The 16,518-nt window shown below is 70.2% G+C and carries 13 protein-coding genes; 9 read left to right on the top strand and 4 right to left on the bottom strand.

Annotation, left to right across the window (positions count from 1 at the left end; genetic code table 11):
* Nucleotides 1-121 precede the first annotated feature (121 nt).
* Complete coding sequence (locus BLU09_RS17045; protein WP_090490598.1) at nucleotides 122-937, bottom strand: GNAT family N-acetyltransferase; 816 nt, start codon at nucleotides 935-937, stop codon at nucleotides 122-124.
* A 116-nt stretch (nucleotides 938-1,053) separates the two neighbouring features.
* Between BLU09_RS17045 and BLU09_RS17040 the strand changes: the two genes are divergently transcribed.
* Nucleotides 1,054-2,706 (top strand): MbnB/TglH/ChrH family RiPP precursor modification enzyme, encoded by a 1,653-nt coding sequence (locus tag BLU09_RS17040; protein WP_244171788.1) that lies wholly within the window; start codon nucleotides 1,054-1,056, stop codon nucleotides 2,704-2,706.
* A gap of 69 nt (nucleotides 2,707-2,775) precedes the next feature.
* The gene (udk, locus tag BLU09_RS17035) at nucleotides 2,776-3,411 is read left to right on the top strand and encodes a uridine kinase (protein WP_090490596.1); all 636 of its coding nucleotides are present in this window, start codon (nucleotides 2,776-2,778) and stop codon (nucleotides 3,409-3,411) included.
* Here the strand turns inward: udk and BLU09_RS17030 are convergent, their stop codons facing one another.
* Nucleotides 3,412-4,443 (bottom strand): homoserine O-acetyltransferase family protein, encoded by a 1,032-nt coding sequence (locus tag BLU09_RS17030; RefSeq protein ID WP_090490881.1) that lies wholly within the window; start codon nucleotides 4,441-4,443, stop codon nucleotides 3,412-3,414.
* 51 nt (nucleotides 4,444-4,494) lie between these two features.
* Between BLU09_RS17030 and BLU09_RS17025 the strand changes: the two genes are divergently transcribed.
* Nucleotides 4,495-5,409 carry a hypothetical protein gene (locus BLU09_RS17025; RefSeq protein WP_186817645.1) on the top strand — a complete coding sequence of 305 codons (915 nt, stop codon included), beginning with the start codon at nucleotides 4,495-4,497 and terminating at the stop codon, nucleotides 5,407-5,409.
* Between the two features lie 14 nt (nucleotides 5,410-5,423).
* Here the strand turns inward: BLU09_RS17025 and BLU09_RS17020 are convergent, their stop codons facing one another.
* Nucleotides 5,424-7,622 carry an outer membrane protein assembly factor BamB family protein gene (locus BLU09_RS17020; RefSeq protein ID WP_167371103.1) on the bottom strand — a complete coding sequence of 733 codons (2,199 nt, stop codon included), beginning with the start codon at nucleotides 7,620-7,622 and terminating at the stop codon, nucleotides 5,424-5,426.
* A 98-nt stretch (nucleotides 7,623-7,720) separates the two neighbouring features.
* Between BLU09_RS17020 and BLU09_RS17015 the strand changes: the two genes are divergently transcribed.
* The 6 genes from BLU09_RS17015 to BLU09_RS16990 all read left to right on the top strand — a co-directional run bounded on the left by BLU09_RS17015 (nucleotide 7,721) and on the right by BLU09_RS16990 (nucleotide 14,720).
* Nucleotides 7,721-10,168, top strand: coding sequence for an HTH domain-containing protein (locus tag BLU09_RS17015; RefSeq protein ID WP_090490593.1), 2,448 nt, complete (start codon nucleotides 7,721-7,723; stop codon nucleotides 10,166-10,168).
* 66 nt (nucleotides 10,169-10,234) lie between these two features.
* Entirely contained in the window at nucleotides 10,235-11,152 is a 918-nt protein-coding gene (locus BLU09_RS17010; RefSeq protein ID WP_090490592.1) for a HEAT repeat domain-containing protein, read from the top strand.
* Nucleotides 11,130-11,765 (top strand): hypothetical protein, encoded by a 636-nt coding sequence (locus BLU09_RS17005; RefSeq protein WP_090490591.1) that lies wholly within the window; start codon nucleotides 11,130-11,132, stop codon nucleotides 11,763-11,765. The genes BLU09_RS17010 and BLU09_RS17005 overlap by 23 nt, the downstream gene beginning before the upstream one ends.
* Before the next feature lie 36 nt (nucleotides 11,766-11,801).
* A complete protein-coding gene (locus BLU09_RS17000) occupies nucleotides 11,802-12,806 on the top strand; it encodes a biotin--[acetyl-CoA-carboxylase] ligase (RefSeq protein WP_090490590.1) in 1,005 nt (334 codons plus the stop codon).
* A 13-nt stretch (nucleotides 12,807-12,819) separates the two neighbouring features.
* Nucleotides 12,820-13,590, top strand: coding sequence for a type III pantothenate kinase (locus tag BLU09_RS16995; RefSeq protein WP_090490589.1), 771 nt, complete (start codon nucleotides 12,820-12,822; stop codon nucleotides 13,588-13,590).
* Nucleotides 13,587-14,720: a hypothetical protein gene (locus BLU09_RS16990; RefSeq protein ID WP_090490588.1), complete on the top strand. Its 1,134-nt coding sequence runs from the start codon at nucleotides 13,587-13,589 to the stop codon at nucleotides 14,718-14,720. The genes BLU09_RS16995 and BLU09_RS16990 overlap by 4 nt, the downstream gene beginning before the upstream one ends.
* Nucleotides 14,721-14,772: 52 nt before the next feature.
* Here the strand turns inward: BLU09_RS16990 and BLU09_RS16985 are convergent, their stop codons facing one another.
* Nucleotides 14,773-16,461 (bottom strand): response regulator, encoded by a 1,689-nt coding sequence (locus tag BLU09_RS16985; RefSeq protein ID WP_090490587.1) that lies wholly within the window; start codon nucleotides 16,459-16,461, stop codon nucleotides 14,773-14,775.
* Between the last annotated feature and the right edge of the window lie 57 nt (nucleotides 16,462-16,518).

Raw genomic sequence — 16,518 nt, 5'->3', positions numbered from 1 at the left:
AGAGCGGCATTCTTCAATGCGACGGAGCGGCTGGCTTTCAAGCTCGGTAGAAAAAGCCAGTCACTCGCTCGAAATGGCGTGAGTCTGTTTTTACTCCCCCGTGCCGAGCACCGTGTGTGGCTCAGCCCTGGCCTGGTGGAGGCGCCATGTACATGCGGAAGCGCGTCACCGGCCGGTAGCCCATGCGGGTATAGACAGGCTCGCCTTCGCTCGTGGCGTGGAGGACGGTGCGCTCGGTGCCCCAGTCCTGATGGGCCTTGGCCAGCGCATGTCGCATCACGGCCTCTGCGGCACCTTGCCGGCGGTATTGCGGCTGGGTCGCCACCAGGGCGACGTAGGCGGCGGCATCCACGCGCAGCACCACCGTGCTGGCCGCGGCCTCTTCGTCGCGGCACGCCACGAAGCCCTGGCAGTCCGGGGTGTAGAGCGTGTCCTCGTCGAAGGCTTCACGGCCGAAGTGGCGGGGGACGTCGTAGACGTTGGCGTTGATGTCGGCCACGGCCTGCCGGCCCCACGTATCCGTGACGGGACGCATGGTGAACGGAGGCCGTGGGTGAATGGAGGGCGCCAGCCGGTCCGCCACCATGCCGGTGACGTCCATCTCGGACTTGAGCCCGTACCAGGCGAGGATGGATGGCGCGTTGTCGCGCATGGAGGGGGCCAGCCAGTCGTCGCAGACGACGAAGCTCCAGCCATGTCTACCGGCGGAGAAGTAGCGCGCCGCCGAGGCCGCCGCGGCCGCCAGCGCTTGTTCCGTTTCGACGGGCGCGCGCAGGAAGGCGGAGTTCATCATCGACCAGGCGACGTGGCAGGCGGTGATGTAGACCTCGGGTCGCTCCACCACTTCACCCGACTTGCTGCCCAGGGCGAAGCGCCTCCAGGCTCCACGGTACTGCGCGTTGGACTCATCTATCTCGACGCGTGAGGGGGCGGGCATCGCGGCTCCTGGGGTGAGGGGAATCGGCGAGCATACCCGACCTCGGGTGCGTTCATCGCGCCACTGCCCGGCAGTCGCGGGTGGCGGTGGACGCGGGGCGCGTCTACGTTGAGCGCATGACGCATGCGGTTTCCGAGACGTGGACACTGCCCTGGCGGGGCCTGGGGTTGAGCAGCAACCTGAGCGTGGCGGACGTGCCGCAGCCCTACCGCTTGCTGGACGAGTCACCGGGCCTCTTCGACTACGTGGAGTACAGTGCGCCGCTCTCCTTGGAAGAGTCGAAGGCGCACGCCTCGCTGTTCCCGGAGATGTGGCGCCGTCGCCAGGACGTCCCGGTGCTCTTCCATCCCGTCCACCTCAACCTCTGGGGGCCCGCGCTGGAGCCCGTCCAGGCCTTGAGGGATTTGGACGCCCACGCGCGCGCCGTGGAGAGCCCCTGGGTGGGCAACGACGTGGGCTGGTGGCACGTGGATGGGCAGCCCTTCCCGGGCTACCTCTACTTCACGCCGCCCTTCAACGAAGCGGGCCTGGAGGCGTGCGTGTCCCACGCGCTCCAGGTCCAGCAACACCTGTCCGTGCCGCTCGCGCTGGAGAACCCCGCGGTGCTCGCGCGGCGCGGGCAGTGGCATGTGCTCGACTTCATGGCGAAGCTGCACGCGCGCACCGGGGCGCCGCTGCTGCTCGACCTGGGGCACCTGCTCAGCCATCAGCTCTCCGCGGGACTGCCATTGGAGACGGGGCTGGACGGCTTTCCGCTCGACCAGGTCGTCGAGCTGCACATCGCCGGAGGCGTGGTGACGCACCGGGGGCCGCGCAGCTTCTACGTGGATGACCACACGCAGCCGGTGCGCGAGGAGCTGTTCGACCTGCTGGCCTCGTTGATTCCGCGCTGCCCATCGCTGCGAGCCGTCACCTTCGAGGGGGATGGCCACCCGCCCGAGGTCGCCCGGATGTCCTTGCGCCGCCTGCGCCAACTGGTGCCCGCGGGAGCGCGTCCGCCGCTGACGTGGCGCGTACCGGCGGCTGTCGCGGCCGTGCCTCCACTCACGGAGGACAGCCAGCCCTGGGCCTTGTTCGACGCGGGTTACGCCGCCGCGCCCGCGGCCTCCGTGGAGGACGAAGCGGGCACGCTGGCGGACCAGGACTTCCGCCTGGCCGTGGTCGCGGAGGTCCTGGACCGCGATTGGCCGCTCACCCGGTTGTTGCTCGCGGGCACGCGGGAGGGGCTGGCGGCCTTCACCGGCTCGAAGGAGTACCGGAAGCTCTTCGACTCCGTGGCGCGGACGCCCGGTCAGTCCTTCGCGTCCTGGGCCATGCGCCGCCTGCGCGAGTCACCGGATGAGGGGGCGTCGGCGGCGCTGACGCTGGAGATGCTGCTGCCGTCGCTGTTCACGCGGCGGGTGCCCGCCCCCGCGCCAGGGCAGGTGGGGTTGATGGAGGACGTGCGGGTCGGGTCGCTTCCCGTGGACCTGTCCGAGCTGGTCCATTCCGCCCGAGCCGTGCGCCGGCACCTCACGGCCCGTGCGTGGGCGTGTGGCACGTTGGAGCTGTCCGGCCTGGATTCGCTGAACCAGGTGGCGCGCAGGCCCGGCCCGGGGCCCTGGTCCTTCGTCGCGCGGCGCAGGGCGGGAGGACCGGACGTGATGTCGGTGCCCCTGGCCTTGGGTGAATTCCTGGGAATGCTCGCTGTGCGGCCCATGGCCGAGGCGGAGGTAGCCCCTGGGTTGCTGGAGGCGGCGAGGGCGCGAGGGCTGATCCGCCAGGGATAGCGGGAAGAATTGTCCGGGATTGGACCGAACCCTTGCGCTGGTCGTCCTGGTAAGATACGTCGCGCCCACATGGCGTCCCCCCTCGTCGTCGGAATCGCGGGCGGCACCGCGTCCGGCAAGACCACCGTTGCCCGCAAGGTACGCGAGGCATTGGCCGATTGCCGCGTGGCCTTCATCGATCAGGATTCATACTACCGGGACTTGAAGGACCTTCCGCTGGCGGACAGGCGTGAGGTGAACTTCGACCACCCGGATGCCTTCGACAGGGAGCTGCTGGTTCAGCACCTGCAAGCGCTGAAGTCCGGGCATCCCATCCAGAAGCCCGTCTACGACTTCGTCACTTCGTCGCGCACGCCGCAGACGAAGAACGTGGACCCCGGCGACATCATCCTCATCGAGGGCATCCTGGTGCTCCACATGAAGGAGGTCCGGGATGAGATGGACGTGAAGATCTACGTCGACGCGGACGACGACCTTCGCATCCTCCGGCGCCTCACCCGCGACATCAAGGACCGCGGCCGCGACTTCGACCACGTGGTGAGCCAGTACCTGCGCCACGTGCGGCCCATGCACATGGGCTTCGTGGAGCCGTCCAAGCACTTCGCGGACATCATCATCCCGCACGGCGGCAACAACGAGATTGCCATCGGCATGCTGGTGGGCGCGCTTCGCGGCAAGCTCTCTGGCGCCGTGAATCGGGACTAGTCAGCACCGCCGCAGGAAGTCGCTCAGCGGGCCATGGAGCCGCTCCGCGTCCTGGAGCAGTGCCGCGTGGTCCCCGGGCCCCGGCAGCTCGAGGAAACGGGCGCTCACGCCCGCCGCGCTCAGCAGGTGGTAGGTGTCACGCACCCGGTTCATCGGGGCCATGGCATCCGACGTCCCCGTCACCAGGAGCACCCGCGCACGGATTCGCGAGAAGCCGTCCGACACGTCGCTGCCCGCGTACGCCGAGCACAGCGACGCCCAGGACACGGCGTCGAAGGCGTCCGCGAAGGCGTCCGCTTCCGCCTCCAGCGCGGCGCGGGCCGCTTCGGGGGCCGGGTACGCGGAGGCCAGGAACTCACGCCCGCAGAGCAGCTTCAGGAAGTCCAGACGCAGCTTGCGCATCGTCTTTCGCGGCGGCGCGTCCAGCGCGTAGAGGCCGTCCCGGTAGTCCGGGTCCGCGCGCAGCACCTGCCAGGACAGGCCCAGCTTCTCGCGCACGCCTTCGGGCAGCGCGCGCGCCGCGCCGATGGCCACCACTCCCTCGGCCAGGTCGGGGAACAGTGACGCCAGTCGCAGCGCCACATGGGCGCCCAGGCCCACGCCCACCAGCGCGCGCACCTTCGTCAGCCCCTGTGCGCGCAGCGTGGCCGATACGGCGCGCGCCATGTCCTGCACCGTGAGCGGCGGCAGCTCGAGCCCCCAGCGTTCCCCCGACGCGGGATTCACCGTCGCGGGCGACGTGCTGCCGAAAGGGCTGCCGAGCAACCCGGGAGAGAAGACGGGGGTGATGGCGGGGTCCAACGCGAGGTTCGCCCCCACCAGGGCGCGTCCCCAGCCGGAGGGCTGGTATGCCGAGTCCTCCGGCGGGCCCAACGCGAGGTGCGAATGCGCGAGGTCGTGCAGCAACACCACCGCTTTGCCGTCTGATGGTTCTCCGTAGGCCGCCCAGGCCACCTGGGGATTGCCCAGCAGCTCTCCTTCCTCCAATGGAAGGGGCGTGGTGAACAGGTGGGTCCCGGTGGCCTGGATCACGTTGGGGATTTTTCATATCACTGCCGGGACAAAGGCACAGGAGACTGCCGCGTGAAGCGCTACTTCGGAGTCATCGTCATCGTCGCGGGTGTGCTGCTGGCCGCCGTCATGAGCTATCGCAGCGCGAGCGGTCGCGCGCTGGAGGCTCAGCGGGATGCGGATCAGCAACGGATTCACGCGGAGTACCTCGAACGCGTGGGCTGGATGCGCGCCAACCCGGACGAGGCCAGCTACCGTGATGAGTTGAAGCCCTTCTTCAAGAACTACTTCGATCAGGTGGACGCGCACCTGACGCGTTTCAAGGGGAACACGAAGTTCGACGACTACCTCCTGGAGCTGGAGAAGCGCGAGGAGAGTGGCGCGAAGGATGACCGCGCGAAGGACCGCAAGGCCTTCTACGAGTACACGCGCAAGACGTTCGACAGCCTGCGCGAGGGCCGTTACCGCCCGGTGTGGTCGGCCACGGACAAGGGCATGCGCCTGGACATCATCTCCTCCGACGTGGTGATGGTGCTGGGCAAGCCGCAGATCCGCCTGCAGTTGGCGGTGTGGGGCGCGCAGCGCGTGCTCAAGGATGACGGCAAGGTGCTGAAGATGATGACCAGCGCCACGTTCGACACGGTGTGGAAGCTCACGGACGCGAAGGGGAAGCTGCTGGGCGAGATGCGCGGCGCCGACCCGTCCATGAAGATTGACCACCCGGAGCGCTTCGTCCGGGCGTTCCCCCCGCAGATGGTGCTGGGCCATTACGACCTGGACCTGCTCCCGAACGAGGTGGCGAAGGTGGAGATGACCATCAACCTCTCCTCCAGCGCGGCGTCGGGCGGCACCGCGACGGCCACCTACGTGTGGAAGCTGGACGTGCCCTCGGAATGGAAGCTCGGCGCTGGCGAGACCTGGGAGGGCGCCACCCAGGAAGAGCGGCCCGAGGAGGAGATCGACCCGTCGAAGGCCGCGGCCAACTAGGCCTTCGCGCGGGGTTACTCCACCACCGTGAAGTGAGAGCCGAGCCGGTACGCGGACAGCGTGCCGGCATCGTCCAGGAAGTAGAGGTTGAGGCGCACGTCGGCCTGGAGCGCGACGAGCCCCACGCCGGCCTGGACCTCCGCGAGCACCTGCCCGCCGCGGGGGTCCACGGCACGGACGCGCTCCCCCGGCACCAGCGTGATGTCGCGCGCGGTATGGGCGGGGAGCGCGCTGATGAGCGGCTCGCCCGCGGCGCCCACGCGCCAGTCCACCGTTCCGGATGCGGCCACCCGGGTGGCGGCGCCCGAGGCGCTCGTCACCACGACCGCGCGGGGGAGGGACGCCAACGCAAAGGGGCCAGGGCCCAGGTTGAGCGGGCGCTCCCAGAGACGCCGGCCCTTCGCGTCCAGGCAGAGCAGCATGCCTTCGCGCTCGCGCTCTCCGGCGATGAACACCCGCGAGCCCACGGGCAACGGCGCGGACAGGTGGGACAGGTCCGGCTCATACGTCCACACGGATTCGCCGGTGTGCGCGTCCGCGAGCAGCACGGCCCAGTGCGAGCCGCGGCCCAGCATGGCCAGGAAGCGCCGGCCCCAGGCCACCGGGGGCCCGTGGAACGGCATGGGCGCGCGCATGCGGTAGCGGACCTGCCCGTCCTCCAGGTCGAGCCCATAGAGGTAGCCCGAGTCCGTGCCCACCAGCGCGCGGTGTCCCTGGGTGGCCAGCCAGCTGCGCTGGGTGCGCGGCGGCGCCAGGCGCCAGACCTCGCGGCCCGTGGCCTCCGCGAAGGCCACGACGGTGCGGTCCTCGGACAAGGTGAGCAGCAGGCCGTCCTTGCGCAGCAGCAGCGGGCCCAGCGGGATTCCGTCGTGGTCATGCAGCCAGCGCGCGCCACCGCCCCGGCCCGTGAAGCCGTAGACGCGCGCGATGTCCGCCGCCACCGCGTGGCCATCCGCCGACGCGGCCACGCCCAACGCCGCGGCGCGTTTCCACAGCAGTTCTCCGTCCTTTCGGGAGAACGCGGAGGCCAGGTGCGGCGCGCAGTACACCGGTCCGTGCCGGCCCAGCAGCAGCCGCGATTCCTCCGCGTCCGGCAGGCCGCGCTTCTCCCACAGCTTCGCGAAGCGCAGCCGGCGCAAGCGGCCGGGGACCTTCAACGGCCGTGACGTGCCCTGGCCCGTGGCCCGGGCCTTCTTCTCGCGGGCCGCGCCCTTGGCCTCGGGGGGCTGCACGGGGCCTCGCAGGTGCGAAAGGCCCTCGCGGCAGCGCTCCGCCAGCTCCATCCGGTACGGGTTGGCCACCAGCGCGTGGTCCGCTTCCGCGAAGGCCGCGGCCAGGGACTCGCCCAGGTGGAAGAGGGCGGCGGCGAGCACGGTGCCCGTGAGCGGGAAGGGCGTCCCGGTGCGTCCCGCCTTCGCCTGGCCCGACTTCAGGTCGACCAGGAGCGGAGGCTTCGCGCCCGCGGGGGCCAGCTCGAAGCGGCTTTCGCCCAGCTCCACCGTGCGCGCCAGCTCCACCGCCAGTCGCGACAGCTCCAGCGTCGTCAGGAACGGCGGGCCGGGGACGCGCCAGGCCTCGGGCTTGCCGGGCAGCGACAGCCAGACCTCGCCCGCGGCCAGCAGGGGCGCAAGCAGTCCGGCCGTTCCCCGCGCGGCGCCACGGCTCATGGGAGCCCCGGCGTTCCGGACCTCGAAGCCGAAGCCTGGGACTTCCGTGGGCTCCACGCGCCGGGTGGCGGGCCGGGCCGGCGCCTCGTCAGGAGGACGGGCGGGCCGGTTCAGGCCTTTCAGCGGCTCCTTGAGGGCCTGCCCCACGGTGGTGGCGAGCGCCTTGGGCCCCGCCCGGGTGACGTCGGCGAGGAATCGCTCGCCGGCCTCTCGGACCGCCTCCACCAGTTCCTCCAGCTCCACCCGGACGGGAGGGCGCATCAGCCGGGCAGGGCGGGAGAGGTTGGCCACCAGCAGCTCCACCTCCGGCCCCATGCGGCGGAGCACCAGCTCCAGGTGGGCCTCGGGCAGGGAGACCTGGGCCAGTTTCTGACGTCCACCCGCGAGCGCCGCAACTGAGCGCACCAGGGAGGGGACGACTTCTGCTAGAGACTCCTCCACGGCCCCGGACAGAAGGTCCACCCCGTCCAATTCCAGTGCGATGGAATCGAGCGGGGAAGCCGCGGGTTCGCGTTTCCAGCGCTGTCCGATGCGTATGCGGGTCATCTTGCGTTCGTTGACAAGCCAGTTTAGCGATGGCTAGCATCCGCCGCCTATACGGACCTACATTTTTGTAACCGTTCGGAATTCCTGGGGAATACTCGATGACATTCTACGAGGCCGCGCTCCGCATCCTGGAGAGCGAAGGTCGTCCCCTCCACTTCCTTGAAATTACCGAGAAGTCCATCCAGCAGAGCCTGCTCTCCCACGTGGGCAAGACGCCTGAGGTGACGATGCTGTCGCGCCTCGCAGCCATGGCGCGCCGCACGCGGGATCGCAAGGTACTTGTGACGGCGAAGGATACCTTCGCGCTGGTTGACTGGTCGATTCCCGAGGACGTCGAGGCACTGGCTCAAACCGGCGTGGTGGAGCCGCATCCTGAAGAAGAACTGCCGCCGCTGCGTCCGCCGGAGCGTCACCCGGAGCCGCGCACGGACAACGTGCGGGTCGCGGGCCGTGGCAGCGACCGCAAGCGCCGCCGCGACGAGGACGAGGAGCGTGGCGGTCGCCGCAAGCGCTTCCCGCCGCTGCCCGAGGTGGTGTTCGAGATTCTCAGCGAGTCGGACATCGGGCTTCGCACCGAGCAGATCATCGAGCGCGCCCGGGTCAAGGAGCTGTGCGCCGAGGACACCACGGTGGAGGCGGTGCTCACCGCGCTGCTGGAGGACAACCAGCGTCGCATCGACGCGGGCCGCCGGCCGCAGTACGCCTTCAGCAAGGACTCTGGAGAGGTGTCGCTGGAGCGCGCTGGCGCCCCGAGCGAGGCACCGCCGCTGGAGCTCCAGGCCGCGTTCGCGCAGGCGCTGGGCATCCCGCTGGAGGCTGGTCGTCCGGTGCTGGGCAAGCCGGCTGCCGCGGGCGAGGCCCCTGCGGATGCCGCGCTGGTGTCCACGCTGCGCGCCGCGCTCAAGGACGCGCGCCGCTCCGTGGCGCGTGGGCTGCGCAAGCGCCTGGGCGAGCTGGACGTCGGTACGTTCGAGAAGTCCGTCGTGAAGATGATGCACGGCCTGGGCTTCCGCGAGCTGAAGGTGGCCAAGCGGTCCAAGGAAGGGCCCTTGCTCACGGCGCGCAAGCGCGAGGGCAGCGTGGAGCTGCGCTACGCGGTGCGCATGCTGAAGGGCACTCCCGGCATCGACCGCAAGTCGGTGCAGGAGCTGCGGCGTGACCTGGGCCACTATTCGGCGCAGGTGGGCCTGTTGGTGAGCGCGGGTGACGTGCGCGGTGATGCGCGCACCGAGGCGCAGGCCAATGGTTCGCTGGTGATGCTCTGGTGCGGTGACGCGCTGGGCGAGAAGTTCCTGGAAGCGGAGACGGCCGTCTCCGTCACGCAGGTCGCGCTGTACGAGGTCGACGAGAAGTTCTTCGAGGCCGCGAAGCTGGATGCCGAGGAGGCCCAGAAGCGCCGCGAGGAGCGTCAGCGCGAGAAGCAGGCCCGGGAGGGCGAGGAGCCCACCGAGGCCGCGGCGCCGGCGGAGCGCGAGCGTCCGCGTGAGAAGCGCCGCCGTGAGCGTGAGTCGCGCGAGGCCCGTGAGGCTCGTGAAGCCGAGGCCACCGCGGGGACTTCCACGGAGGAGACTTCGGCTGCTCCCGCCGGGGAGGCGCGTGAAGCCGCTCCAATTCCGGCCGCGCCGGTCCTGCAGGGCCGCGAGGATGAAGAGGAGGGCGACGACGAGGACGGGGAGGATGACGACCTCGAGGCCGCCAGCGCTTTCGTGGGAGGTGCGCGTCCCGATGGAACCGCCGCGGAGGCCGGTGCCGAAGGGGCACAGGGTGACCGCAAGCGTCGCCGCCGTCGTCGCCGGGGCCGTCGCGGCCGTGGCAGCCGCGCGGGTGAGGCCGGTGCCACCGGAGCCCCTGGTGAGGCGGGGGCTGCTGGAGAGGCCGCCGCCGCGGGTGAGGCCGGCGCTTCGGTCGCGGGTGAGGCAGGCGCTTCGGTCGCGGGTGAGGCGGGTGCCTCCGTTGCCGGGGCTGTTGGTCTCGCCGCTGACGAGGCCGGAGCCCCGGCTGCAGGCGCTGGCGGAGAGACGGCTGCCGGGGGCGTCGCTGGAGAGGCGACTCCTGTCGATGCCACCGGTGTGTCGACTGCCGGAACCGGTGTGACGGGGGGCGAGTCTCCTGCTGCCAACGGTGCTGGCGAGGCACCTCCTGTCTCCGAGTCGGTCGATGCAAGCGCTGACCGTGGCGAGGGCTCGGCTGCTGCCCCAGGTGCCGCGTCGGGCGAAGCGATTGCCTCGGCGGGTGGTGGTGCCGTTTCCGAGGCAGCCTCCGGCGAAGCAGTATCCGCGTCCGTGGGCGTCGCCACGCAGGCAGACGTGCCCGGGACTGTTCCTTCAGAGGGGACGTCATCGGCTGCTCCGACTTCGGGGCAGACGCAGGCGGGCGCGCCGGACGGCTCGGCGGGCGAAGTGGTCCCTGGCGCCGCGACGACGACGTCTTCTGGAGTCGTGGAGGGCGCGCAGGTCAGCGAGCCTGCTTCCTCTCCCACCGACGGTGAGCCGTCCGCTGACTCGTCCGTGCCCCCCAAGGGGCCGTCCGGGGAGCGCGATAGCTGACGCGGCACTCCAGGAGGTGAGGGATTGGTCGGCGCCGTCGCTCTCCAGGTGTTACCCTGGGGAGCGATGAAGCCGGTCCTGTTGCTCGCCTCCTGCGTCGTCCTGCTGCTCGGTGCCTGCCGGTGGCAGTCGCCGCGCTACCCGGTGGCGCCGGTGGAACTCTCCGGGGCCACCCTGCGGGACAACGCCCTGCTGGGCCTGGCTCCCGAGGGCGTGGCCACGCTCTTCACCGCCGCCCTGAAAGACTCCGGCCGTTTCGAGCAGAAAGGCGCGGATGCGCCGCGTGAGGAGCGGCCCTGGCGCATGACGCTGGACGTGCCCTTCACCCGCGAAGTGCTGAAGGACGGTGACCCGCGCAGCTTCGCCGAAGTGGGTGCCAACCTGGTCCTGGAGCGCTTCGGTGGGAGTCTGCCCCAGCGCTACGAACTGGTCGGGCTCGGAGAGGCGCCCGTCGAGGAGGACTCGCCCGCGGGACGGCAGATGGCCATGCGCACGGCGCTGGCCAACGTCCTGCGCCAGGTGACTGAGTCCGCCGTCATGCAGCTGACGGCGCTGGACCGCTCCGATGAAGCGCTGGTGCTGGACCTCAAGGCCACGGACTCTCGGGTGCGGGAGTTCAGCCTGCGCACGCTGGCGGAACGGCAGCACCCGGCGGCCGCGCCGCTGCTCATCGACCGGCTCAAGGAAGCGACCGACGCAGAGACGGTGCGCAGGACGATGGGCTCGCTCGTGGAGATGAAGGCGCGAGTCGCCGTGCCCGTGCTCATCGATTTGGCGCGTGGTCGTGACCTGGGCTTCGTGCAGGAGATTGTCTTCGCGGTGGGCGAAATCGGTGGCCCAGAGGCGGAGGCCTATCTCTACACGATGGCGCAGGGGCACGATGCGCCCGCCGTCCAGGCCGCCGCGCAACAGGCGCTGGACACGCTCTACGCATCACGTAAGCACTCACCTGCGGAGGCGCGTGGCCCCGGCCGCGCGGACTGACATCGACATGAAGCGTTCATTCGGCATGGGCGGGGCCGCGGTGCTGGCGGCCCTGGTGCTGGGCACGGGCTGTTCCAAGAACGTCGACGCGGCGGCGGGCGCGAGCGCCAGCACCGATGACGTGTCCGCGTACTACCCGCTCGCGGTGGGCAACAGCTGGACCTACCGGCTCAACGGCCGCGACGACAAGCAAGTCACCGTGGAGATTCTCAAGGAAGAGGCCGGCGTCTTCCATGACAGCCAGGGCGGTCAGCTCTCGCTGGACGGCTACGGCTTGAGAGATCCCAAGCGCTACCTGCTGCGCGGTCCAGTGAGGACCGGGCACTCGTGGACGAACGTGGTGTCCGTGTCCTCCACGGAGCGCTACCACATCGTCCAGGCGGGGGACTCCTGTGAGACGCCCGCGGGCACCTTCCCGCGCTGTGTCCAGGTGGAGGGCCGCAACCGGGCAGACGCCAAGACCACGTTGGTGAACACGATGACGTTCGCGCCTGGCGTCGGCATGGTGCGCATCGAAATGGCCGTGGAGACCAACGGCCAGCTGGTGCCGCAGACCTCCCTGGAGCTGACGGCCTGGCAGCTCCGAGACGGCGTGGCGCCGCCTTCGGAGTGATGCTGATACGGTGGAGACTCTCCACGAGGTGCCGCAGTGGCCGCCAATGCGAACGAGCAGACCCAGGAAGAGCTCATCCTGAGCTTCCTGTCGGAAAGCGGGGGCGATTACACCTCCGGTGAGGCGCTCTCCAGCAAGCTGGGCCTGTCACGCACGGCGGTGTGGAAGCACGTGGAGGCCCTGCGCGCGAAGGGGTACCGCATCGAGGCGGTGTCCGCGCGAGGCTACCGGCTGGTGGAGGTGCCGGACCGGCTCACCTCGCTCGAGGTGGGCCCGCTGCTGGACACCCGCGACCTGGGCCGCACCATCCACCACCACGAATCGCTGCCTTCCACCAACGAGAAGGCCTTCCGCATGGCCCAGGATGGCGCCAGGCACGGTGAGGTCGTGGTGGCCGAGCAGCAGACCGCGGGCAAGGGGCGCCGGGGCCGCACCTGGGTGTCCCCGCCGGGCCTCAACCTCTACTTCTCCGCCATCCTCCGTCCGGGCCTGCCGCCCCAGCGCGCACCGGAGCTGACGTTGGTGGCGGCCGTGGCGCTGGCGGAGTCGCTGCGCGACGCGGGCGTGGAGGCCGCCATCAAGTGGCCCAACGACGTCCACATCGACGGCCTCAAGGTCGCTGGAATCCTCACCGAGCTGTCCGCCGAACCCGAGCGCGTGCACTTCGTCATCGTGGGCGTGGGGGTCAATCTCAACTCCCAGGCCGAACACTTCCCGGAGGAGCTGCGGGCCACCGCCACGTCGTTGTCGCTGGCCCTGGGGCAGCCGGTACACCGGGCTCGCTTCGCCGCGTCGCTCTGGACGCGGCTGGAGGAGTGGCTGGACCTCTACCTGGACACGGGCTTCGACGCGGTGCGTGCCCGCTGGAAGGCGCTGTCCTCCACGCTGGGGCAGGACGTGCTCGTGCGCACCGACCGGCAGGAGCTGCGGGGACGGGCCGAGGACATCGACCCATCCGGGGCGCTGCTGGTCCGGACGGCGGAGGGCTCGCTCGAACGCGTGTTGGCGGGCGACGTGGAGCAGCTGCGCCCACGGCGGTAGAGTGCGCGGTGTGATGCTCCTGGCCATCGACGTCGGCAATACCAACACCGTGCTCGGAGTGTTCGAGGGCCGGCGCCTGCTCGACCACTGGCGCGTGGAGACCAGCACGCGCCGCACCTCGGATGAGTACGGCATCCTGGTCCGGCAGCTCTTCACCCATCGCGGCATCGACCCGATGAAGGTGACAGCGGTCGTCGTCTCCAGCGTGGTGCCGCCGCTCCAGTCCAACCTGGAGAAGATGAGCGAGCGGTACTTCCGCATCCGTCCCATGTTCATCGGGCCCGGCGTGAAGACGGGCATGCCCATCCTCTACGACAACCCCCGGGAGGTGGGCGCGGACCGCATCGTCAACGCGGTGTCCGCCTACGAGAGGCACCACGCCGGCGTGGTGGTCGTGGACTTCGGCACCGCGACGACGTTCGACGCGGTGTCGCCGAAGGGAGAGTACCTGGGGGGCTGCATCTGCCCCGGCATCAACATCTCCATGGAGGCGCTGTTCCAGAACGCCTCCAAGTTGCCGCGCGTGGAGTTCGCGCGGCCTCCGCATGTCATCGGGCGCAACACCGTGCACTCCATGCAGGCCGGGCTCGTCTACGGCTACGTGGGCATGGTGGACGGCATCTGCGCCCGCATGCAGGCCGAACTGGGCTTTCCGGTGAAGGTCGTCGCTACCGGAGGGCTCGCGTCGCTGGTGGCCAGCGAGTCCAAGGCCATCCACCAGGTGGATGAGTTCCTCACGCTCGAGGGCCTGCGCATCATCTACGGAAGGAATCACGCGTCATGACCACTGCCGCTCCCAACGCCGTCCCGGCGCCGCCGCCGGGCTGTCCCTTCGATGCGGAGTTCCTGCCGCCCAACCTGCGCAAGCACGTGGACCCCGCGGCGCCGGTGCCGCTGCGGATGATGGCGGCGAAGTCGCTCATTCCGCTCAGCCCCTCCGACATGGTGGGCGCGCTCTACATGCTCACGTTCGACCCGGACGCGAACGTGCGCGAGACGGCCGCGAAGACCGCCGCGGGGCTGCCGGACAGGATCCTGGGCTCCGCGCTGCGTGACGAAGAGGTGCAGCCGCAGGTGCTCGGCTACCTCCTGGGGCTCGTGAAGGGCAACGAGGCCTACGCGGAGATGCTGGTCCTCAACGCCAGCACGCCGGACGACGCGGTGGCGGACGTGGCGAAGGACTGCAGCCCGAAGCTGGCGGAGATCATCGGGCAGAACCAGCTCCGTCTGTTGCGCCACGAGGACATCCTCCGGAACCTCTGCGCCAACGCGAGCGCGCCGGTGTCGCTCATCGACAACGTCTGCGACTTCGCGGTGCGCAGCGGCCTGACGCTGGTGGACGTGCCGCAGATGAAGGCCGCGCGCGTGCGCGTCTTCGGCCCCGAGGCCGCGGAGGCGCCGCCGCCGCAGGGCCCCACCGCGGAGGAGGTGCTCCAGGAGTTCCAGGAGGCCGCGGACGAGTCCGCCGCGCCCATGGAGGAGGGCAAGCGCCTGACGCTGGCCCAGCGCGTGATGCGCATGTCCATCGCGGAGAAGATCAAGCTGGCCACGCTGGGCAACAAGGAAGCCCGCACCGCGCTCATCCGCGAGACGAACAAGCTGGTGGCGGTGGCCGTCATCCGCAGCCCGCGCATCACCGACGGTGAGGTGCTTTCGTGCGCCGCCAACCGCGCGATGATGGATGACGTGCTGCGCGTCATCTACAACAACCGCGAGTGGACGAAGAACCACAAGGTGAAGATGGCGCTGGTGAAGAACCCCAAGGTCCCGCTCACCGTCACCATGAAGTTCCTCAACTCGTTCCGCGACGCCGAGCTGAAGGACCTCAGCCGCGACAAGAACGTGCCCGCGGCCGTGCAGGGCTTCGCGAAGAAGCTGCACGAGAAGAAGACGACCCCAAAGAAGCAGGGGTAGGGGGCTGGCGGTGCCCCGGGCACGGGTGGCCCGGGGAGCGCGGCCCGTGCGACTAGGCTGCCGCTTCGCTGGCGTCGTCCGCCACCGAAGATGCGGGCTCGTCCAGAAGCTGCTGAGCGATGACGAGCGCCTTCTTCGTCTTCTCGCGCAGCTTCTCCTCGCTCTTGATGCGCGCGTAGAGGCGCGTCACGCGCTCCTCGTTGCGGGCCGTGGCGGCCTCCAGCTCGGCGATACGGCCGCGCAGTTCGTCGGCCTCCGTGCTGGCGCGGCTGCTCTGCTCGGACAGCTCCACCTGGGCCTGGCCCAACTGGACGCGCAGGTCCTCGGCCTCATGCTGCGCGGCCTGGACGTCCGCCTCCAACTGTCCGGCGCGAGCGCGCAGCTCCTCCAGCTCCGCGGCGTAGGCATGCGCCTGGGCCTGGTGCTGGTCCAGCTCCGTCTGCAGCGCGGTGAGCTGCGCGGACGCGCCCCGGGCCTCTTCCTTGGCCGCGGCCAGCTGCTGGTCCACGCGCTTGCGGTCCGCGGCGAGCGACTCCGCCCGGGCGGTCAGCGTCTTGAGCTGGGCGTCGCGCTGGGCGAGCTCGGTCTCGGCGGTGCTGGCCTTCTGCTCCAGCTCCAGGCTCTGGTCCTTGAGCTCGATGATCTCCTGGTCCTTCTGATTCAGCTCCGTCTTGAGGCGGAGGATCTCCTTGTCCTTCTTGTTGGCCGCGTCGCGGAGGGCGAAGGTGTCCTTGTCGTTCTTCCCCGAGGACGCCCGGGCCGCCTCCAGCTCCGTGGCCTGGCTCTCCAGCTGCGCCTCCAGGTCACGCACGCGCTCCTCGGCGTGGGACGCCGCGCCACGCGAGTCATCGAGCTCGGCCTGCAGTTCGGCCACCTTCGCGCGCAGGCTGCGCAGCTCCGCGGCGTCGGCCGCGGGCGCCACCGCGACGGGCGGCGGGGCAGGGCGGGGCGGTGCGGTGGGACGGGGCACCGGGGGCGGCGCGACGGCGCGGGGCGGCTCGGGCGGAGGCGCGGCCACGGGGGCCGGAGCGATGAAGCCGATCACCGTCTTCTCGTCGGAGGCGTCATCCAGCCCCTCGAGCGGATCCTCCGAGTCGGTGCCCAGCGAGTCGAGCGTGGAGAAGTCCTCCTCCACGCCTTCCACCACCGCCTCGGGCGGCGCGACGACGACTTCTTCCTCGAAGGACGGCGTCTCCTCGGGCGCGGACAGGTCGCCGAAGGCGGCGTCCAGGTCCAGCTCCTCGCCCGTGACGGAAGGCTCCTCCGCGGTCTCCACGGAGATCTCCTCGCCGAAGTCCGCCGTCATCGGCTCGTCGCCGAGCGCGTCCAGCGTGAGGCTCTCGTCGACGACGTCCTCGGTGGCGGGCAGCTCGGGGAAGCCGATCAGCGCACCCGCGCGCTCCACCAGCTGATCCGCGTCCACCGGCTTGGCGACGTACTCGTCGGCGTGGGCCTTCAGCTTTCGGTGCTGCGCGAAGCCGTCCGGGTTGCCGATGATGACGATGGGGACGTTCTTGAGGTCATCGTCCTTCTTCAGCTTGCCGCAGATGAGGTAGCCGTTCTGTCCTGCGGACAGGTCCACCGCGAGCACCACGAGGTCCGGTCGGTCCCTGCGGATCTGCTCCACACTGCCCTTGCCGTCGGTCGTCTCGTCGACCGTGAAGCCCCGGCCCTCCAGGGCCGAGCGCAGGGTGGCGGAGAGCGCGGTGTCGCTTTCGACGATCAGGATTTTCTTCGACATGGAGGGACGGCCCGTCCTGGTGTGCGGCGCGCACAAACGCCCTACCGGCCGCGACGC

The sequence above is a fragment of the Myxococcus virescens genome, assembly GCF_900101905.1.
Lineage (GTDB): Bacteria > Myxococcota > Myxococcia > Myxococcales > Myxococcaceae > Myxococcus > Myxococcus virescens.
Note: the sequence above shows the minus strand (reverse complement) of the source record. Positions and strands in the feature narration are given on the sequence as shown.

Bases quoted from the DNA above. Each gene is read 5' to 3' on its own strand.
- BLU09_RS16990 (WP_090490588.1), top strand. From the start codon at position 13,587: ATGACCACTGCCGCTCCCAACGCCGTCCCGGCGCCGCCGCCGGGCTGT.
- BLU09_RS17010 (WP_090490592.1), top strand. From the start codon at position 10,235: ATGAAGCCGGTCCTGTTGCTCGCCTCCTGCGTCGTCCTGCTGCTCGGT.
- BLU09_RS17045 (WP_090490598.1), bottom strand. From the start codon at position 937: ATGCCCGCCCCCTCACGCGTCGAGATAGATGAGTCCAACGCGCAGTAC.
- BLU09_RS17020 (WP_167371103.1), bottom strand. From the start codon at position 7,622: ATGACCCGCATACGCATCGGACAGCGCTGGAAACGCGAACCCGCGGCT.
- BLU09_RS17015 (WP_090490593.1), top strand. From the start codon at position 7,721: ATGACATTCTACGAGGCCGCGCTCCGCATCCTGGAGAGCGAAGGTCGT.
- udk (WP_090490596.1), top strand. From the start codon at position 2,776: ATGGCGTCCCCCCTCGTCGTCGGAATCGCGGGCGGCACCGCGTCCGGC.
- BLU09_RS17040 (WP_244171788.1), top strand. From the start codon at position 1,054: ATGACGCATGCGGTTTCCGAGACGTGGACACTGCCCTGGCGGGGCCTG.
- BLU09_RS16995 (WP_090490589.1), top strand. From the start codon at position 12,820: ATGCTCCTGGCCATCGACGTCGGCAATACCAACACCGTGCTCGGAGTG.
- BLU09_RS16985 (WP_090490587.1), bottom strand. From the start codon at position 16,461: ATGTCGAAGAAAATCCTGATCGTCGAAAGCGACACCGCGCTCTCCGCC.